This window comes from Rhodococcus sp. JS3073, from assembly GCF_026810085.1.
Taxonomy (GTDB): Bacteria; Actinomycetota; Actinomycetes; order Mycobacteriales; family Mycobacteriaceae; genus Rhodococcus_F; species Rhodococcus_F wratislaviensis.
Genome location: NZ_CP113951.1, coordinates 5,450,606 through 5,469,838, shown reverse-complemented (window position 1 = coordinate 5,469,838; position 19,233 = coordinate 5,450,606). Strand labels below are relative to the sequence as shown.

The following is a 19,233-nucleotide window of genomic DNA, read 5'->3' as shown; positions in this document are numbered from 1 at the left end:
TCCCTGGCAGCGGTGGTTCGAGTGGTCGCAGATAGCATGTCGTCCGTGACCGAATCAATGTCGAAGCCGGGTACGGGGGGGTCGACCTCAGTTGGCAGCGCGCGTTCCGCACTCATCTCGATTCTCGGCGAGTTCGTCGCTCCGTACCGTCGACCGGTACGGACGGCGGCGCTGCTCTACGCCCTCACCGGCCTGGGCTTCGGGGAGGCTGCCAGTAGGCAGGCAATCGCTCGCGCGGGTGCATCCGGTCTGATCACCGCCAAACGGGACGGTCGCGAAACGAAGTGGAGCCTCACCGAGCGGGGCCATCAGCTGTTCATCGAAGGTACGACGCGTGTGTTCCCGGACGCATCCCAAGCCGCGCGATGGGACGGCCGGTGGCTCGTCGTCATCGTTCCTGTTCCCGAGTCGCACCGCGCGGTACGGAAGAAGCTGTATGCCGCGTTTCGATGGGCCGGTTTCGGCAATCCCAGCCCCGGTGTGTGGGTCACCCCGCACGTTGATCGCCTGGCCGAAGCCACGAAGGTCATCGATTCCCTCGGACTGTCGCCGAACACCGTCTCCTTCATCGGGTCGCCCGCAGCCGCGGGCATCTCGGAGGACGAGTTGGTGCAGCGTTCGTGGGATCTCGAGAAGATCGCCCACGATTACGACGACCTACTGACCAGGTTCGCAGACAAGAAAGGCCTGTCGGGCGAGGCTGCACTGTTCGCCCACCTGGAGTTGGTGGACGCACTCCGGCAGACGCCCTACATGGATCCACACCTGCCGGACGTCCTCCTCCCCGGCTGGGCCGGCCTCGGGGTCGTGAAACGACTCCAGGATTTCCGCACCGAGTGGGCACCTGCAGCGCACGCGCACTGGCTGTCGATAGCGCGCCTCGACTGAACACCGCTCGAACCGTTCGGGCATACGTCTAACCAGATTTAGTTTTACATTTCTCGACAGCGCCTGTCCTAAAATGTATAGTTCGAGGCAGCGCCGTTGCGGTGCGTTTCACTTCAGGAAGTTGAAGGAGAACAGTGAGCGAACTCCACGCACCCTCGCTGGCCACGCTGCGAATTGCCGCCGACGATCCGGTTTCGTACGCACAGAACTGGAAAGACACACATCGACGACCTGTCATCGGCTCGTTCCCCATGAACTTTCCGTCGGAGATCGTGCATGCTGCAGGCGCCTTGCCGGTGATCGTTCAGGAGAGCAAGACACCGATCACCGAGGGTCGCAGTATGCTCGCCGAGTTCTATTGCGGATACACCAGAAGCGTCGCCGACCAGGCGGCCATCGGCGAACTCGACGTGTTCGACGGATTCGTCGCTGCCGACCACTGCGTTCAACTTCTGGGCGCCGTCGATGCCATCCGCTATGCACGACCCGAAAAGCCGGTGCACTTCGCGCAATTCACCAGCGCGATGGATGACGCCTGGACCAAATCGCGAGTCGACGGCCGAATCGGCGAACTGAAGACCGAGATCGAAACCGTCGTCGGCACTGTCGTGACCGCCGAGGACCTCACACGCAGTATCGGACTGTTCAATGCGAACCGTCGCCTGCTCCGCCGGTTCTACGACTTGCGCCGATCAGGCCTGACACGCATCACTGCCGGCGAGATGCAACTTCTCGTCAAATCGAGCATGGTCATGGATATCGAGGAGCACACAGCCGTCCTCGAGACACTACTCGATCGACTCGTGCTGCGCGATCAGGCACCGGATGACCTGGTGCGGCTGCATCTTTCGGGTCATTTCTGCCACGCGCCCAAACCTGAGATCCTCGACGTCATCGAGGAATCCGGCGGACTCGTCGTGGATGACGACCTTTACACCGGCTACCGCTACATTTCTACCGATGTCCCCGAAAGCGACGATCCACTGAAGGCGCTGTCGACGTGGTACATGCAGCGAAACATCAACGCACCGTGCCCTACTCGCGTCACCAGCAAGGTTGACTGGGATACGTACCTGCTGGATTCGCTTGCGAAGAGTCGTTCTGTCGGAGTCGTCGTTCTGATGGCCAAATTCTGCGAGCCGCACATGCTGTACTACCCGGAGTTGCGCAAGGCGCTCGAAGGGCACGATGTGCCATCGCTGTTGATCGAGACCGAACACGAGGGAATTCCGGTGGAAACGTTGCGGACCAAGATGGAGACATTCATCGAGCGCATCCGTCGTCATGCCGCACCCGTCCCTGCCTGATTCGTAACCCACGTTCGAAGGAGTTCGTAGTGCCGATCGCAACGCCCCAAGACAAGACCAACCGACTGTCGAGCACCCGAGTCGGCGGAAAGATGACCGCCGATTACTGGGAGAACATCTTCACCGCCAAGGAGCGTGGCAAGCACGTTGTCTGGTACAACGGTTCCGCCCTCAACCCCATCTTTCAGGCAGCAGGCCTCGAATGGTGCCACGGTGAGGCATTCGCTGCCCGCCTCGCCGCACAGCACCTCGAGAAGCCGGCCCAGGCTGCTGGTTCCGAGTACGGTTATATCGGTGAGCTGTGCTCGTATGCCCGCACTCATCTCGGGTGCGCCGTATTGACGCAAAAGAACGTCAACGAACGCGAGAGCGGCGTCGTAGGCATGCTCGACCAGCAGGAACTGGCGGCCAAACTTCCTGCGCCGGACTTCTTCGTCAACGGGTATGCAGGTTGCAGCACCGGTCAGCAATGGGACGCGATGACGTACCGTGTCTTCGACCGAAAGCTCCCCATCTTCAACGTGTCGATTCCGATGCTGTGGGGCAACAAGCCGGACGCCGGATACATGCGTGGTGAAGAGTGGAACGAGGTCAGCACCTACGTAGAAGGCCAGCTGCGGGAACTGGTCGAATTTCTCGAGCATCAGACCGGGCGACCGTTCGACTGGGATGCGTTGAGCGAGAGCATGTCCTACATCAAGAAGGCATCGCAACTGCGCCTCGAAGCGATGGAACTGTGCACACTCGCCCCGACTCCGGCGACGTATTGGGACTGGGTCGCCAGCATCGCACCCATCAACTTCCTCCCCGGTAATCAGGCACTCGTCGACTACTTCGCGGGTGTGAAAGCCGAGATCCAGCAGCGCATCGTCGACGGAGTCTCCGCCGTCGCAAATGAGCGGTACCGCGTGTACTTCGACGGCATAATGAACTGGAACAAACTCGGATTCCTCACCCGCAAGTTCGCCGAGTACGACGTCGCTGTCGTCGCTGGTCGCTACACGCATGAATCCTTCTGGCAGGAACCGCAACTCATCGATGTCGACAATCCGCTGCGCGGGATGGGCCAACATTACCTGCTGTGCCCACTGAACCACGGGCTCAAGAATCTTCAGGAATTGCTGCTCAAGCGCCTCGACCAGTACTCCATCGACGGCATCGCCTTCCACTCGACTCGCACGTGCCGCGCAATGACGAATCCACAGTCGATGCTGGCCAAAGCAGCCGAGCGGGAACGTGGGGTCAAGTCGTTCGTCTTCGAAGGCGACGTCGCGGACGCTTCGTTCTACAACGATGAGCTGTTCGACAGTCGCCTCGAGGCGATGTTGGAGGCCATCGACGTGCAGCGGATGAAGACGCTGGTCTGATGAACTGGTACGTGATGGGCGTCGACCTCGGCTCGACGACGGCCAAGGCCACCGTCGTCGACCAGGACGGCGGCTTGGTCGGCTCGAGCGTTGTCCAGATGGGTGCCGTCAGTAGAGATGCGGTGACACGCGCAATGAACCAGGCGCTGACGGCAGCAGATGTCACTCAGGACGACATCAGACGAACCATCAGCACAGGATACGGGCGCAAGCTCGTCCCAGGCGCCGACCGGTCGTTCACCGAGATCACCTGCCATGCGCGCGGAGCAGCCGCCCTGTACCCGGGGGTCCGATTGGTCATCGATATCGGCGGTCAGGACAGCAAAGTCATTGCGGTCGACTCCGACGGTTTGGTGGATCGCTTCGCCATGAACGATCGGTGTGCGAGCGGGACCGGGCGCTTCTTCGACGTGCTCGCCCGCGCACTGGAAGTCGATGTCGAGGAGGTGGGCAGCCTCGCGCTGGCGGGCGCCGACGGCCTGGAAGTCAGTAGCATGTGCGCCACCTTCGCCGAGACAGAGGTGATCTCCCTCCTTGCTCAGGGGCAAGCCAAGTCTGATATCGCCGCCTCGGTCCACAAAGCCGTTGCCGCGAGAACCCTCGGCTTGGTCGCCCAGGTCGGCAAGGCGACGCCAACCGTCATGACCGGCGGCGTCGCCCAGAATGCGGCAGCCAGGCATTACATCGAATTGGCATTACGCCGCCCTCTCGAACTGCTCGAGCAGCCACAGATCGCAGGAGCGTACGGCGCCGGCCTTCTGGCACGGGACGAGTACGCAGGATCAGTCGCCCCGACCGAGTCGCGTGATGGCGCAGCCAAGCAACAACTGGCCGCGCGGGCAGCCGGAATAGTTCCTCAGTGCGCCGGTTGCGACGGAACCGCCGGCGACCACAGCCACGTCTCAATTCCGCTGACGGTGCGGACCACGACATGAGCCCCGTGCATGACTCCACGATCTTCATCGTGGGTGGTGACCAAGGACTTGGTTTGCTGATTGCGCATCGACTCGTCGAGCTCGGTGCACAGCGAATCGGCCTGATCGGCCGCGATGTCGAACTAGGTGAAATTGCGGCAAAACGGCTGTTCGAATCGGCGTCGGGTATTTGGGCGCTGTCCGGAGCCGGGGATCTATCCTCGAACGAGGACGCCTGTCGGGTAGTGGCGGAACTCGCAGCGTCACTCGGTGATGCCGACATCCTCGTCAACTGTCTGCCCGGCGACACTGCCGTCACGGACGTCGTACTGAAATCCATGCGTGCACTCGGCCACGGAACCGTTGTGAACGTCGGCGGGACTTGCGATTCGGATTCCGGCGGTGTCAGCGTTCAATCGGTCGCTGTCGACGAGGATTCCGTCGTTGCGGACAAGGTGCTCGACCGACTGCGACACAACTAGCTCCGGTTTCGCAATCTTGACCGTGCCCGAGCCTCCGCGCCGCCCGGTCTTGACCCACAAACTCGCTGGTTCGCCCTTGCCGTATCCATCCTCAGGATTTATGGTCAGTCCAAATGCTGGAAGACCTGTCGCACTGGAATCGATCGAGCCATGAACCAGCACTCACCAAACGGTGATGACTCGCCGCCTTTGGTGCGCCGCCACAAGCGAGGAGCCATGACTGATCGGTCGCCGATTCCGCCTCACCTGCGCCTGCTCGACGACATACTCACACGCACCGCTGTGCAAGCTGACTTTGCGACCGCCTGCGTGCTGGTGGAAGACGGGGCCCGAGGTCTATTCATCCCCCTTCCCGTCAGCGGACCTCGAGCCTCAGGACTGCGGGTGCCTCCGGGTGAACCGCTCGTTTCTCGAGCGTTGACGTCCCCCGAGCCGATCTGTGGCGCGGGTCACGATCTGACGGGTACCTGCTTCCAGGATTCCGCGCGGATCGTGGTGTTTCGGCTGTCCGATCCCCCGTCGGATCCCGTCCGGATCCTCCTCCTCACCGACCCGCGGCCCGATGCCGAATTCACCACCCTGCACTCCGCTGCGCTCACCTCGATCCGCTCGCTCATCGATTCCGCAGCCGCCACCGTCCTCGACGCCGAGGAGCAGCGCCGTCGCAGGCGGGACCTCGAGCACGGCCGGCTGCTGACCGATGAGCGTGCCGCGGTGGTCGAGCGGCTCGAGGATGCCGTCGCCGTTGCCGACACCATGTCCGCGATCGTGAAGGTCTGTGCGGAGTTGACGGGGAAGTCCGTGGTCCTGTTCGACAGGCGGGAGCGGATGATCGCCGCTGCCGGTCCACACTCGGCGGGGCGAACGTCGATGCCCACGCTCGCAACCATTCTCCGCTCCTACCCCTCGGACACGACTGCGGGATCGAAACCGATCGTTCTCGCCGCCGGAGCGTCGACCGAGATGGTCCGCCGAAAGATCGTCACCCGGGTCGCCGAGCGGGGTGAGCATTTCGGTTGGCTCGTGATCGACGAACATCCCACACCGCTCCGCCCGACCGACGAGTACACCGCCGCGCGGTGTGCACGTCGTATCGGCGCCCAGTTCCTGATCCAACGACGCATCGCCCGCGTCGCGTGGAACGCAAAATCCGCGTTGACCCGACAATTGATCCTCGGCACGGGCGCTCGAGAGGATCTCGCGGCGAGCGGTGAGTACCTCGGCGTCGATACCGAGGCACACCGCGTGCTGGTATTCGTACGGGCTCCGGACAGAGAGCGCGAGGGATTCGACCAAGCCGTCACCGAACACCTCGAGCGTTTCCTCGGTGTCGAGGTGCTGTCGACCCGCGGGCCGGAGGGGGTGATCCTCTTGGTCGAGGCCCCAATCGATGTCGCGTCCGTGATCGCGGTATCGCAGGTCAAGGATGCGCTCACTCGCGCGGCAGCGGCGGTGTGCCGATTCCCGGGAATGATCGCCGGCGTGTCCTCGGTATGCGAACCGGCCGGGCTCTCCCGCGCCTACCGTGAGGCCCGCGAAGTCGTCCAGTGCGCCGACCGCTTCACCCCGCCCGCGGCGCACCGAATTCTCGCGGTCGACGATCTGGGCCCAGCCCGGGTGTTTCTGGCCAACGGTGACCTCGACGCCCTGCGGCGGTTCGTCGACGACCTACTCGGACCTCTCCTCCGGGATGTTCCCGGCACCGACGGTCTGCTGCGTACCGTACAGTGCTGGTTCGACGCCGGCCGGAGTCCGCGTGGCGCCGCGCGCCATCTCGGCGTCCACGAAAACACCGTGCGGCTACGGCTCTCGCGCGTTCACACCCTGACGGGCCTCGACGTCGTCGGCGACGCGGCACATCAGTTGAGCATCCAGACCGCGTTGCTGATTCTCCGCTTTCAGGGCCACCCCGCGCTCGACCCCGTCGAGGAAGCGACCACGACAGCCGGCGAGGTGGTCGATGAGCCGTGTCTCACCACCACGGTGCGACCGCGTTCGGCCGGGAACGCACCGGCCGCACATGCGACACCTCGCCCGCGTCCCGGTCCGTCGTACTCGTCTCCAGGATCGACAGGTACGCCGCCGCCACCATCGACAGGGTGACGTGCCGGTACCACGCCCTGTACCCGCGGACCTGATAGTCCGCGAGACCTGACTTCCTCCGTGCCGCGCGGAGGCACCCCTCGACTGCCCGATGACCATCGGCTGTCCGGGCGAGCTCGGACAGGATGCTGCCGACCGGCCCGAAACACAAGTGGTAGGTGACGTCGGACGGATCGGTGATCGATCGTCCGGCCAGCAACCAGCTCCCGTGACGCTGTCCGGACCTGTGCAAATCGACGGCCGCCCAGTCCCGCACGCGAAGTCCGGTGGCACCGTCGCCGTGACTGAGCCGGTGCCACACCGTCTCCGACAATTCGTCGATCACGGTGTCGACGTTGCGGACCTGGAGGTTTGCCGTGGTCACCCGGCAGTCGCCCGGTACCTCGATGATGTGGGGAACACCCCGCTCCTCCAATGATCTTCGCAAATGCTCCGATCGGCCGTAGGTCACGCCCGCCGTCACCCAGACGAACGGCACCCCTGCGTCGAGAGCCCGGTCGATCATCGTCCGCGCCAATTCTTCCGGGCTCTCGTATTTCACCGAATCGTCGATACCCGCCGCCCGGCAGCGGTCCCGGTGGTCGGTCCATTCCCGCGGCAGGTACAGCTCCCGGTCGATCAGGCCCACACCCGCCTCGGATGCGTACGCCAGGAATACTCCGGTCTGGGCGTTCTCGGTCCTCCCGGTCTCCCCCGATACCTGAGGGGCGGCCCCGGCAGACCGGCCGCCCCGCTTCCGGAATGAGAGATCACCGACGATCAACCGCCCCTGCCAGACATCGCCGACGGCCTGGACCACCACCCCACGTGTGTCGTCGCGCACGCCGTCCTCGTCCCAGGATGCCGCGTTCAGCAACCGTTGCATGCCCTCCGGGCCGGTCTCGCCCGCCGCCTCCGCCTGCGTCCACCCGTTCTTGCGGCGGGCGCCACCCATCAGTCCGTAGACGTAGGCCGACATCCGCCGACGCGGCTCGACTCGGGGGAATCGAGGGGCGAACTGCGCGCAGAAGACCACGAAGCCCCGCGGGAGGGCACGCGCCGTTCCGCGGTCGCGACGTCCCGCGTCGTGCGCCCGACCCGATTCATTCATCACGATCTGTCGTTGTAGTACATCCGGCACGGTTTCGGAACACCCCGCCATTACAGGTGATGTCGCGCACTCAACAGCTCGGATACGTCCACGGTCGCCCATCAGTGCCATCCACCTAGCCATGGGAGACCGAATGCGGGTATCTGCGCACTGGCAGGCCGGATTCTCTATTACCGACATGCCGGACGAAACGGCAGCGACGATCGACGCCGACGGATGGTTGTACATGGGCGATCTCGCCACGATGGACGAAAGAGGATTTCTGCGGATCACCGGGCGCCTCAAGGACATGATCATCCGGGGCGGACTCAACATCTACCCGCGCGAGATCGAAGAACTGCTGTTCCAGCACCAGGACGTGGCCGAGGTGGCGATCGTCGGGGTTCCGGATGAAAAGTGGGGCGAGCAGATCGGCGCCGTCGTGCGGCCCACGGACCCGGCCAATCCGCCGGACGCGGCCGAATTGAAGGCCTGGTGCCGCGACCGAATCGCCGCACACAAGACGCCCTCGCTGTGGTATTTCACCGACGGACTCCCCATGACGCCCACCGGCAAGATCCAGAAATTCCGTGTGCAGCGGGAGATAGCGTCCGGGGCACTGACCGCCACGCACCTCGACGAGAAGATGGCGCCGGAACGGCTGTCCAACAGCTGATTCCACGAACAGCACAACAGGGTGGGCGCGGACCCGATCTCGGATCAGCCCGCGCCCACGCACGCTCTAGTCGCCGATCCGCTCCCCTGTCTCCGGGTGGAACAGGTGCACCGCTCCTTCCCGCTTGCGCAGCGACACGGTGTCGGCCAGCCGCGCGGGGGTGCGGGTCAGCGACCGGGCCACCAGTTGCGTACCGTTACCGGCGATGTGGGTGTGCACGTAGGATTCACTTCCGAGTTCCTCGACCAGGTCCACGATCACCTCGATGCCACCCTCCCCTGTCGACAACTCCAGCTGCTCGGGACGCACACCGACCGTGACGGTCTCCAGTCCGGCGGCGTGCAGCGCCGACAGCTGGTCGCGTTCGAGCGCGAGTGTCGAGTTCCCGAGGCGCACGCCGTCACTGACGATGGGCATGGTCATCAGGTTCATCGCGGGCGAACCGATGAATCCGGCCACGAACGCGTTCTTCGGGCGATCGTATAGTTCGGTGGGAGCCGAGAACTGTTGCAGCTTGCCGTTCTTGAGGACGGCTACCCGGTCACCCATGGTCATGGCCTCGACCTGGTCGTGGGTGACGTACACGGTGGTGGTGCCGAGTCGGCGCTGCAACGCCGCGATCTGCGTGCGGGTCTGGACGCGCAGCTTGGCGTCGAGGTTCGACAGCGGCTCGTCCATGCAGAACACCTGCGGCTCACGCACGATCGCCCGGCCCATCGCGACGCGCTGGCGCTGACCGCCGGACAGCTTGCCGGGCTTACGGTCGAGGTAGTCGGTCAGGTCGAGCAGCTTGGCGGCATCGGCCACCTTCTTCTTCCGTTCCTCCACACCGACTCCGCGCATCTTCAGCGCGAAGCCCATGTTCTCGCCCACCGTCTTGTTGGGGTAGAGGGCGTAGTTCTGGAACACCATCGCGATGTCGCGGTCCTTCGACGGCACACCCACCATGTCCTTGCCACCGATCTCGATGGTGCCTTCGTCGATGTCCTCGAGGCCGGCGAGCATCCGCAGTGCCGTGCTCTTGCCGGAGCCGGACGGGCCGACGAGGACGATGAACTCGCCGTCTTCGATGTCGAGGTCGAGCGTATCGACCGCCAGCGTGTCGGCGTTCTCGTAGATGCAGGATGCGCCCTTGTACGCGATGTCAGCCATGATTGCTCCTCTTGTGGGTACCGAAGTCGGGGGAAGTGGTTGCCGGGGTGATCATTTGATCGCACCGAAGGACAGGCCGCGGACCAGCTTGTTCTGTGCGATCCAGCCGGCCAGGATGACCGGGAGCGCCGCCAGCGTCGCCGCCGCCGACAGCCGGGCCCAGTACAGGCCCTCGCCGGTGATGAATCCGACGAGGAACACCGGAATCGTCTGCGCCTGAACGGCGGTGAGGTTGACGGCGAAGAAGAATTCGTTCCACGAGAAGATCACGCAGATCAGCGCGGTGGCCGCGATGCCGGGTGACACGAGCGGAAGGATCACCTCGCGCACCGACGTCCACAGACTCGCGCCGTCCATGCTCGCGGCCTCGAGCAGTTCGCCGGGGACCTCGAGGAAGAACGAGCGCATCATCCACACCGCGATGGGAACGTTCATCGCCGTGTACAGGATCACCAGCGCCCAGATGTTGTCGAGCAGGCCGATGTCGTTGACGATCACGTACAGCGGGATGATCGCGGCGACGATCGGGAGCATCTTCGTGCTGATGAAGAAGAACAGGGCGTCCTTCGTCTTGCGGACCGGACGCAGCGACAGCGCGAACGCCGCCGGCACACCGAGCACCAGCACGAGGATCGTCGACATGGCGGTCGCGAACGCCGAATTCAATAGTGCCGTGCCGATTCCACTGTCGAGGACTGCCTTGAACTGGTCCAGGGTGGGGGTGAAGAACAGTTTCGGCGGGGTCGTGTAGGCGTCGCCCTCCTGCTTGAACGCGGTGAGCACCATCCACGCCACGGGGAAGAAGAAGCCGAGCGCCACGATCCACGCCACCACGCTCCACGGGCTGAACTCGCGGTGCTTACGCGCCCGCTTCGTCTCCGGGGCGGTGGGGGTGGACTCCACCGGCGCCGCCGCAGTGTCGGTACTCATCACGCTGCCTCCTCGTTACCGGTAAAGCTCTTGAAGATCAGGCGCAACGCCAGGGTCGCGACGACGATGGTCGCGATCACGACGATGACGCCCATCGCGGCGGCCTGCCCGATGTCGAAACCGAGGAATGCGCGCTGATAGATGTAGAAGGGAAGGTTGGCACTGGCCGTGCCCGGCCCGCCCTGCGTCATCATGTAGATGGCGTCGAACGTGTTGATCAGGTAGATCGCACCCAGCACCGCACCGAGTTCGATGAACCGGCGGAGATGCGGGAGGGTCAGTTCGCGGAACATCGCGAACGGCTTGGCGCCGTCCACCCGTGCCGCCTCGAGGATGTCGCGCGGCATGGACTGCAGACCCGCCAGGATCAGCAGCATCATGAACGGGGTCCACTGCCAGATCAGGTTCACCATGACCGCGGCGAGCGGGAACTTGCTGACCCAGTCGACCTGTCCCACCCCGAACGGGGAGAGGACGAAGTTGACGATGCCGAACACCGGGTCGAACATGGTTGTCTTCCACAGCAGCGCACCGGCGACGGGCGTCACCAGGAACGGGGTAATGAGGAGGGTACGCACGATGCCACGGCCCAGGAAGGCGCGGTCGAGCAGCAGCGCGAGCAGCAACCCGAGCACCACCGAGATCAGCACGGTGCCGACGATCAGGATGACGGTGTTGACCGCGACCTCACGGAACTGGCTGTCCTGGAACACGTCCACGTAGTTCTGCAGTCCGACGAACGCCTGGGAGCCCGGTCGCACCAGGTTCCAGGACTGCGTCGAGTAGTACAGCGTGAACAGGAACGGGATCTGGGTCACCACGATCATGAAGATCAGAGCGGGCAGCAACGGCCCCCGGCGACGCCATCCCTCGGCGCGGGAGACGCTGTCGTCCTTGGCCTCCCGCAGTTCCCGCACCCGGTCGGCGGTGCCGTCCGTGGTGGGTTTCTCGGCGATGGTTGTCATCGTTCCTCCCGATATGTCGCGCCGACCACCTCGGCGTACTGCTGTGCCTGGGCGAGCGCCTCGGGCACCGTCTGCTGGCCCGCGATCGCCGCACTGATCTGCTGGCTGACGCGGGTTCCGAGATCCTGGAACTCCGGGATCGCCAGGAACTGCACGCCGGTGTACGGAACCGGTAGCACGGTGGGCGCCTCCGGTGTCGCGTTCTCGATCGCCTCGAGTGTCAGCGGTCCGTAGGCCGCCGAGGCCTCCTTGTACTCGGGAATCTCATAGGTCGACAGCCGGCTGCCCGGAGGCACCCGCTCCCAGCCCAGATCCTCACCGACCGTGCGTATGTATTGCTTGTCGGTCATCCACGAGATGAACTTCCACGCCGCATCGGGATTCTCACTGCTCTCGGGAATTCCGAGCGACCAGCTGTACAGCCAGCCGGCGTTGTCCTTCACCTCGATCGGCGCGGGCGCGTAGCCGATCTTGCCGACGACGGCGCTCGACGCCGGATCCTCCAGCGTGGACACTGCGGACGTCGAGTCGTACCACATCGCCACCTGCCCCTGAGCCAGCTGCGTCGCGCACTCACCGAAACCGCTCGTCGCGGCACCGGGCTCACCGTACTCACGTACCAGGTCGACGTAGAACTGCACCGCGCGTTCCACCTCCGGGCTGGTCAGCTGAGCGTTCCAGTCCTCGTCGAACCAGCGGCCACCGAACGTGTTGATGACGGTGTCGAGGGGTGCGAGCACTTCACCCCAGCCCGGCTTGCCACGCAGGCAGATGCCCGCCATGTCGTCGGAGTCGAGTTGCTTTGCGGCCGCTGCCACCTCGGTCCAGTTCGGCTTCTCCGACAGGGTGATGCCGGCCTGCTCGAACAGGTCCTTGCGGTACATCAGGAACGAGGACTCGCCGTAGAACGGCACCGAGTACATGTTCCCCTCGTAGGACAGGGATTCGCGCAGGGTCGGGATGAAGTCGGCCTCGTCATAGCCCTCGGTGGCCTGCGCGTACTCCGACAGATTCTTCAGCCAGCCGTACTTGGCCCACTGCGGGGTCTCGTAGTTGCTGATCATCACGACGTCGAATTCGCCGCCACCGGTCGCGGTGGATGCCGTGATCTTCGCGCGCGCCTGATTCTCCGACAGCGTCACGAACTTCAGGTCGATGTCGGGATTCTCCTCCTCGAACTGCGAGGCGAGCTTCTGGGCATCCTGCATCTGCGAGTTCGAGACCATCGCGATGGTGATGGTCTGATCCGACGCACCGAGCGTTCCGGCGCCCGCGCATCCGCTGAGCGTGAGGCACAGCGCCCCCGCTCCCGCTACCAGCATCGTCGCCGGCTTCTTGTGTTTCTTCACCGATCTTCACCTCTCCTTGCGTGGTGCTACTGATCGAGCAGCCAACGCGCGCATTCGATGTCGCAGACCAGCATCTTGGCCAGTCCGCCGTGGAGGGCACCCAGTGCCGCTTGGTGTTTGGCGACGCCACCCGTGACGAGGATCGATCCGTCGCACGCGCGGATGTCGTCGAGGGGAACGGACATGGCCCGTTCGTCCAGTGGGCCGGCGACGTCGGTTCCGTCGAGCCGGTAGAAGCGTCCACCGACTTCACCGACCGCGCCGAGGTCGGTGAGCACGGACAGCATGTCCGTGTCGATGAAGCTGCCCTCGAACAGGGTGGTCGACGTGGAGACGGCGCCCGTGCCGAACATCATCATTTCCGCCGTCCGGCCCGCCTCGAGCGCCTTGGAGATGACGGAGTCGCCCCGCATGGATACCACGGTCGACGCGTCCGCGTACAGGGGAACGGGAAGCCGAACAGTGTTGGCCTGCAGCTGCTCTGCACATCTACCCAAGACGTACTCCGTTCCGGTCTGATAGTTGATCGCACTCACCGATCCGTCGAGCTGGACGACGGACGTGCACGTGGCCGCCCCGGACGGCAGACCCTGCGCGACGGCGACCGTCTCCGGCCCCCACGTGAATCCGAGGGTGTCGCCTTCTCGTATCCGGCGGACCAGCAGCGACGCCGCCGCCCGCCCGACACCGGCGAAGCTGTTGTGGTCGTCGATCGCACCGGCGGCGTCGACGGAATCGGCGACCACCACCGCCTCGACGAGTCCGTACTTCTCCTCGAGCGCGCGCTCCTCGTCCGAGCGCAACGCATCACGCAGATGAGCGGGAGCCTGCACCTCGATGCGCACCAGGCCCTGGGCGCGGGCTCGCGCCACCAGCCGGCCCGCGGTGGGGCGGGAGACGCCGAGGCGCGTGGCGACCTCGGCCTGGGTCATTCCGTCGAGGTAGTACAGCGTCGCAGCGCGCAACGCGAGGCGCAGATCCTCCGTCGTGGACGGCGGTGGTGCCGCGATGAGAGACGGCGCCGGGGCCGCCGAGTTGGGGGATGTCACTGATTCTCCTCGCCATGATCCCGAGCCCGTCGAGCGTGTCTTCGGAGCCTCGAGAAACCGTGAGCAAATGATCACTATGCGTTCATCTGCTCAATACGCTAGCATCGAAGTGTGACCCACACAACACTTCCTTCGGATATCCCCAGGACGATGCGTGCCAGCGTGCTCGTCGAACCGGGCGTGATCGAGATCCGGGAACGCCCCGTGCCCACTCCCGACCCCGGCGACGTCCTGGTCCGCGTGGCCTCGGTGGGCGTCTGCGGATCGGACGCCCACTACTACCGCGAGGGCCGCATCGGCGAGTTCGTGGTCGAACATCCGATCGTGCTGGGCCACGAAGCGTCGGGCACCGTCGTGGGCGTCGGAGCCGGGGTCCCGGCAGCGCGTATCGGGCAGCGAGTCTCCATCGAACCGCAACGCCCCGACCCGGACACCGACGAATCCCGGCGCGGTCTCTACAACCTGTGCCCGCACATGCAGTTCTATGCCACCCCGCCCATCGACGGGGCACTGGCCGAATACGTGACCATCGGCTCGGCGTTCGCCCATGCGATTCCCGACGAGATGTCCGAGGACGCGGCCGCGCTGTGCGAGCCGCTGTCCGTGGCCATCGCCACCACCCGCAAGGCCGGAGTGACAGCCGGATCCCGCGTCCTCGTCGCCGGCGCGGGACCGATCGGAATCGCCATGGTGCAGACCGCCCTCGCGTTCGGAGCCACCGAAGTGGTCGTCTCGGACCTCGATCCCCGGCGACGCGACGTCGCGACGAAATTCGGTGCCACCGCGGTGCTCGACCCGCGTGAGCAGGACGTCGCGGGACTCCACGTGGACGCATTCGTCGATGCGTCCGGCGCACCGAGTGCGGTACTGGCCGGGATCCAGGCCGTCCGGCCCGCAGGATCCGTGGTTCTGGTGGGCATGGGCGCCCCCGAGATGACGCTGCCGGTCCAGACCATCCAGAACCGAGAGTTGGTGCTGACCGGGGTATTCCGCTACGCCAACACCTGGCCGACGGCGATCGCGCTCGCGCGGTCGGGACGTGTCGACCTCGATTCGATGGTCACCGGAAGATTTCCGCTCGCCGAAGCGGAGCAAGCACTGAACGCAGACCGGACGCCGGGCAGCCTCAAGGCCGTCGTGCGCGTCCAGGAATGAGGAGAGACCGATGCAACTGTGCGCGCAGGCACTGCAACAGTTCGACGACACCGTGCAGGTGCCGAATTACGATCGTAGCGACATCACCGTAGGGATAGTGCATTTCGGTGTCGGCGGATTCCACCGCGCGCATCAGGCGATGTACGTCGACCGATTGCTGCGGCGCGGGGAGGCCCGCGAGTGGGGCATCTGCGGCGTCGGGGTCCTGCCCGGTGACCGGCGCATGAAGGATGTCCTCGACGCGCAGGACGGCCTGTACACGCTGGCGTTGCGGCACCCGGACGGCACCTGGGACGTGAGCGTCGTCGGGTCCATCGTCGACTACCTCTTCGCCCCCGACGATCCGGAGGCGGTGATCGAGAAGATCGCCGCAGAGTCCACGAAGATCGTCTCCCTGACGATCACGGAGGGCGGCTACAACTTCACCCACGACACGGGCGAATTCGATGCCGAGAACCCCGACGTCGTGCACGATCTCACCGACGGTGCCGTGCCGCGGACCACGTTCGGACTCGTCGTCGAGGCACTGGCCCGGCGCCGCGCGCGCGGGTTGCCGTCGCCGACCATCATGTCCTGCGACAACATTCAGGGCAACGGCGACGTGGCGCGCAAGATGTTCCTGGCGTACGCCGAGTTGAAGGATCCCGAACTGGCGGCGTGGATGCGCGAGGAGACGTCGTTCCCCAACTCGATGGTCGACCGCATCACGCCCGTCACCACCCCCGAGGTGACGGAGGCGCTGTCGTCTCGGTTCGGCATCGACGACCGGTGGCCCGTCGCCGCCGAACCGTTCACGTCGTGGGTGCTCGAGGACGCCTTCCCGCTCGGTCGCCCCGCATTCGAGGACGTCGGCGTCCAGGTGGTCGACGACGTCGAACCCTACGAGTTGATGAAGCTGCGTCTGCTCAACGCGAGCCACCAGGGCCTCTGCTACTTCGGCTACCTGTCGGGATACCGGCTCGTGCACGACGTCGCCCAGGATCCACTCTTCGCCGACTTCCTGCTGGCGTACATGGACGAGGAGGCCACGCCCACCCTGGCGCCGGTGCCCGGGGTCGACCTGGACGACTACAAGCGCACGCTGATCGAACGCTTCTCCAATCCCGAGATCCGCGACACCGTCGCCCGCCTGTGCGCCGAATCCTCCGACCGTATCCCGAAATGGCTGCTGCCGGTGATCCGCGAGAACCTGGTGGCCGACCGGCCCATTCGACTGTCGGCCGCGATCGTGGCGAGCTGGGCCCGGTACGCCGAGGGAGTCGACGAGGACGGCGAACCCATCGACGTCGTCGACCAGTTGAAGGACTCCCTCGTGCCGATCGCGCAAAGCCAGCACGAGAACCACACGGCCTTCATCGAGAACCAGGCGGTCTTCGGTGACCTGGCCGAGAATCCGCGCTTCGTCACCGCGTATCTCTGGGCGCTGGACTCACTGCACGGCGTCGGTGCACGGAAGACGCTCGAGGCTCTGCGTGAGAAGGTGCAGTCATGAGTCTGGTCATCGGTGAAGCCCTCATCGACATCGTCACGGCGAGCGACGGCGCCACCACCGAATACGTCGGCGGCAGCCCGCTCAACGTCGCGGTCGGTCTCGGCAGGCTCGGCCGCCCGGTCGAGTTCGTCACCCGGATCGGTGACGACACGAGGGGCCGGTCGATCGTCCGGCACCTCGAGGAGTCGGGGGTGAGCCTCGCGCCCGGCAGCATCACCGCGCAGCGAACGGCGACGGCGCACGCCACCCTCGATTCCGCCGGATCCGCCACCTACGAGTTCGACATCGAATGGGATCTTCCCTCCCCCAGCGGTGGGTCCACCCCGGCGCTCGTCCACACCGGTTCCATCGCCGCCGTGATGGAACCCGGCTGCGACGTCGTCGCCGACATGCTCGACCGCCGTCGCTCCTCGGCGACCATCAGTTACGACCCCAACGTGCGACCGGTGTTGATCACCGACAAGGCACGCGCCCGGCAGCGGATCGAGCACCTCGTGTCGATCTCGGACATCGTCAAGGTCAGCGACGAGGACCTCCGCTGGTACGACCCCGAACGGGATCCCGTGGACATCGCCCGCGCGTGGTTGTCCCGCGGACCGGCGATGGTCGCGGTGACGAAGGGCGCCGAGGGCGCATTCGCGGTCTGCGCGGCCGGACTCGTCGAGGTCGCGGCCCGCGACGTCGAGGTGGTCGACACGGTCGGCGCGGGCGACGCGTTCATGGCCGGGCTCCTCGACGGGTTCTGGTCGCACGGTTTCCTCGGCGCGGAGAGCCGCGACGCCCTCCACGCGATCGACCCGGAAGAGGTGCGGAACGTACTGGACAACGCGGTGCTGATGTCGGGTCTCACCGTCGCGCGCGCCGGGGCGGACCTCCCCACCCGCGAGACCCTGGATCGCGCGGCAGGTGTCCGGCAATGACACTCGTCGCAGGCATCGATTCGTCCACGCAGTCGTGCAAGGTGATCGTCTGCGACGCCGACACCGGTGAACTCGTCCGCGAGGGCAGGGCGTCGCATCCGGACGGCACCGAGGTCGACCCGCAGGCGTGGGCCGCGGCCCTCGACAGCGCCATCGCCGCCGCCGGCGGACTGGACGACGTCGCCGCGGTGTCGGTGGGCGCCCAGCAGCACGGCATGGTGTGCCTCGACGACACCGGAACGGTCGTGCGTCCGGCGTTGCTGTGGAACGACACCCGCTCCGCCGACGCCGCCGCGCAGCTGGTAAACGACCTCGGCGGTCCGGACGCATGGGCGGACGCGGTGGGTGTGGTGCCGCTCGCCGCGATCACCGTCAGCAAGCTGCGCTGGCTCGCCGATTCCGAACCGGCGAACGCCGACCGGACGTCCGCGGTGTGCCTGCCCCACGACTGGCTCGGCTGGCAGCTCACCGGCAGAGCCGATCTCGGCACCCTCGCCACCGACCGCGGCGACGCCAGCGGCACCGGATACTTCTCCGCGGCAACGGATTCCTACCGCCCCGACCTGCTGTCGCTGGCACTGCGCGGACGCACGGCCGCCGTGCCGCGCGTGGCCCGCCCGGCCGAACGGATAGGGGAAACCCGGTGGGGTGCCGCCGTCGGTCCCGGCACCGGCGACAACGCCGCCGCCGCACTCGCTCTCGACGCCCAGGAGGGCGACGTCGTCGTCTCCGTGGGAACGTCGGGCGTGGTATCCGCGGTGTCCGTGACACCGGCGAACGACCCGGGCGGCTTCGTCGCCGGATTCGCCGACGCCACCGGACGCCACCTGCCCCTCGTGTGCACACTGAACGCCGCTCGGGTGCTCGACGCGACCGCCTCGCTGCTGGGCGTCGATCACGACGAGTTGTCCCGGCTGGCGCTGTCGGCGCCGTCCGGCAGTGGCGGCCTGGTGATGGTCCCGTATTTCGAGGGTGAGCGCACCCCCAACCGCCCGAACGCCACCGGCTCCGTTCACGGACTCCGGCTTGCCAATTCGACCCCCGCCCACCTCGCCCGAGCGGCAGTCGAGGGGCTGCTGTGCGGACTGGCGGAAGGCATCGACCACCTGATCGCCCAGGGCGTCACCGTGCGTCGCATCCTCCTCGTCGGAGGCGGCGCCCGCTCCCGGGCACTGTGCGAACTCGCGCCCGCCATCTTCGGCGCCCCGGTCCTGGTGCCGCAACCGGCGGAGTACGTCGCGATCGGCGCGTGCAGGCAGGCGGCGTGGACGCTGGCCGGCACCCCCGAACCACCCAAGTGGGATCAGACCTCCACCCGGCGCTACGAGGCCGAGCCGGCACCCGAAGTGCGCGAGCGGTATAGGCGCTCCGCGCCTGTGCGTGGTTAAAGAGTCTCTGGACTCCTCAACCACGCA

16 protein-coding genes and 1 pseudogene are annotated in these 19,233 nt (G+C 65.7%); 11 read left to right on the top strand and 6 right to left on the bottom strand.

Features of this window, described 5'->3' with window-relative positions:
- Nucleotides 1–36 precede the first annotated feature (36 nt).
- The 6 genes and pseudogenes from OYT95_RS24670 to OYT95_RS44470 form a co-directional block, all read left to right on the top strand.
- A complete protein-coding gene (locus OYT95_RS24670; protein ID WP_235214764.1) occupies nucleotides 37–888 on the top strand; it encodes a PaaX family transcriptional regulator in 852 nt (283 codons plus the stop codon).
- A gap of 134 nt (nucleotides 889–1,022) precedes the next feature.
- Nucleotides 1,023–2,195 (top strand): 2-hydroxyacyl-CoA dehydratase subunit D, encoded by a 1,173-nt coding sequence (locus tag OYT95_RS24665; RefSeq protein WP_268789384.1) that lies wholly within the window; start codon nucleotides 1,023–1,025, stop codon nucleotides 2,193–2,195.
- Between the two features lie 92 nt (nucleotides 2,196–2,287).
- Entirely contained in the window at nucleotides 2,288–3,562 is a 1,275-nt protein-coding gene (locus tag OYT95_RS24660) for a 2-hydroxyacyl-CoA dehydratase subunit D (RefSeq protein WP_442972572.1), read from the top strand.
- A complete protein-coding gene (locus OYT95_RS24655) occupies nucleotides 3,562–4,497 on the top strand; it encodes an acyl-CoA dehydratase activase (protein WP_268789382.1) in 936 nt (311 codons plus the stop codon). Before OYT95_RS24660 ends, OYT95_RS24655 begins: the two co-directional genes overlap by 1 nt.
- Nucleotides 4,494–4,958, top strand: a complete 465-nt coding sequence (locus tag OYT95_RS24650; protein ID WP_268789381.1) for an SDR family NAD(P)-dependent oxidoreductase — start codon at nucleotides 4,494–4,496, stop codon at nucleotides 4,956–4,958. The genes OYT95_RS24655 and OYT95_RS24650 overlap by 4 nt, the downstream gene beginning before the upstream one ends.
- 150 nt (nucleotides 4,959–5,108) lie before the next feature.
- A pseudogene (locus OYT95_RS44470) lies at nucleotides 5,109–6,788 on the top strand (PucR family transcriptional regulator); the annotation flags it as partial.
- Between the two features lie 142 nt (nucleotides 6,789–6,930).
- Here the strand turns inward: OYT95_RS44470 and OYT95_RS24640 are convergent.
- A complete protein-coding gene (locus OYT95_RS24640; RefSeq protein WP_268789380.1) occupies nucleotides 6,931–8,151 on the bottom strand; it encodes an IS701 family transposase in 1,221 nt (406 codons plus the stop codon).
- A gap of 133 nt (nucleotides 8,152–8,284) precedes the next feature.
- Between OYT95_RS24640 and OYT95_RS24635 the strand changes: the two genes are divergently transcribed.
- Nucleotides 8,285–8,806, top strand: a complete 522-nt coding sequence (locus tag OYT95_RS24635; protein ID WP_268789379.1) for an AMP-binding enzyme — start codon at nucleotides 8,285–8,287, stop codon at nucleotides 8,804–8,806.
- A 66-nt stretch (nucleotides 8,807–8,872) separates the two neighbouring features.
- On the opposite strand, the gene OYT95_RS24630 is transcribed toward OYT95_RS24635, so the two are convergent.
- The 5 genes from OYT95_RS24630 to OYT95_RS24610 are packed head-to-tail and all read right to left on the bottom strand — an operon-like array spanning nucleotide 8,873 to nucleotide 14,251.
- Nucleotides 8,873–9,958 (bottom strand): ABC transporter ATP-binding protein, encoded by a 1,086-nt coding sequence (locus OYT95_RS24630; protein WP_268789378.1) that lies wholly within the window; start codon nucleotides 9,956–9,958, stop codon nucleotides 8,873–8,875.
- Between the two features lie 51 nt (nucleotides 9,959–10,009).
- On the bottom strand, nucleotides 10,010–10,888 hold the full coding sequence (locus OYT95_RS24625) for a carbohydrate ABC transporter permease (RefSeq protein ID WP_268789377.1): 879 nt from the start codon (nucleotides 10,886–10,888) through the stop codon (nucleotides 10,010–10,012).
- On the bottom strand, nucleotides 10,888–11,853 hold the full coding sequence (locus tag OYT95_RS24620; RefSeq protein WP_037231181.1) for a carbohydrate ABC transporter permease: 966 nt from the start codon (nucleotides 11,851–11,853) through the stop codon (nucleotides 10,888–10,890). The genes OYT95_RS24625 and OYT95_RS24620 overlap by 1 nt, the downstream gene beginning before the upstream one ends.
- Nucleotides 11,850–13,175 carry an ABC transporter substrate-binding protein gene (locus tag OYT95_RS24615; RefSeq protein WP_268792270.1) on the bottom strand — a complete coding sequence of 442 codons (1,326 nt, stop codon included), beginning with the start codon at nucleotides 13,173–13,175 and terminating at the stop codon, nucleotides 11,850–11,852. The genes OYT95_RS24620 and OYT95_RS24615 overlap by 4 nt, the downstream gene beginning before the upstream one ends.
- Before the next feature lie 53 nt (nucleotides 13,176–13,228).
- Entirely contained in the window at nucleotides 13,229–14,251 is a 1,023-nt protein-coding gene (locus tag OYT95_RS24610) for a sugar-binding transcriptional regulator (RefSeq protein ID WP_268789376.1), read from the bottom strand.
- A 150-nt stretch (nucleotides 14,252–14,401) separates the two neighbouring features.
- Here OYT95_RS24610 and OYT95_RS24605 point away from each other — a divergent pair, with 150 nt between their 5' ends.
- Genes OYT95_RS24605 through xylB form a run of 4 tightly spaced genes read left to right on the top strand, consistent with a single transcriptional unit; the run spans nucleotide 14,402 to nucleotide 19,206 of the window.
- Nucleotides 14,402–15,406 carry an NAD(P)-dependent alcohol dehydrogenase gene (locus OYT95_RS24605; protein ID WP_268792269.1) on the top strand — a complete coding sequence of 335 codons (1,005 nt, stop codon included), beginning with the start codon at nucleotides 14,402–14,404 and terminating at the stop codon, nucleotides 15,404–15,406.
- A gap of 10 nt (nucleotides 15,407–15,416) precedes the next feature.
- Entirely contained in the window at nucleotides 15,417–16,898 is a 1,482-nt protein-coding gene (locus OYT95_RS24600) for a mannitol dehydrogenase family protein (RefSeq protein ID WP_268789375.1), read from the top strand.
- Nucleotides 16,895–17,818, top strand: coding sequence for a carbohydrate kinase family protein (locus tag OYT95_RS24595; RefSeq protein ID WP_268789374.1), 924 nt, complete (start codon nucleotides 16,895–16,897; stop codon nucleotides 17,816–17,818). The genes OYT95_RS24600 and OYT95_RS24595 overlap by 4 nt, the downstream gene beginning before the upstream one ends.
- Nucleotides 17,815–19,206, top strand: coding sequence for a xylulokinase (xylB, locus tag OYT95_RS24590; RefSeq protein ID WP_268789373.1), 1,392 nt, complete (start codon nucleotides 17,815–17,817; stop codon nucleotides 19,204–19,206). The genes OYT95_RS24595 and xylB overlap by 4 nt, the downstream gene beginning before the upstream one ends.
- Nucleotides 19,207–19,233 lie beyond the last annotated feature (27 nt).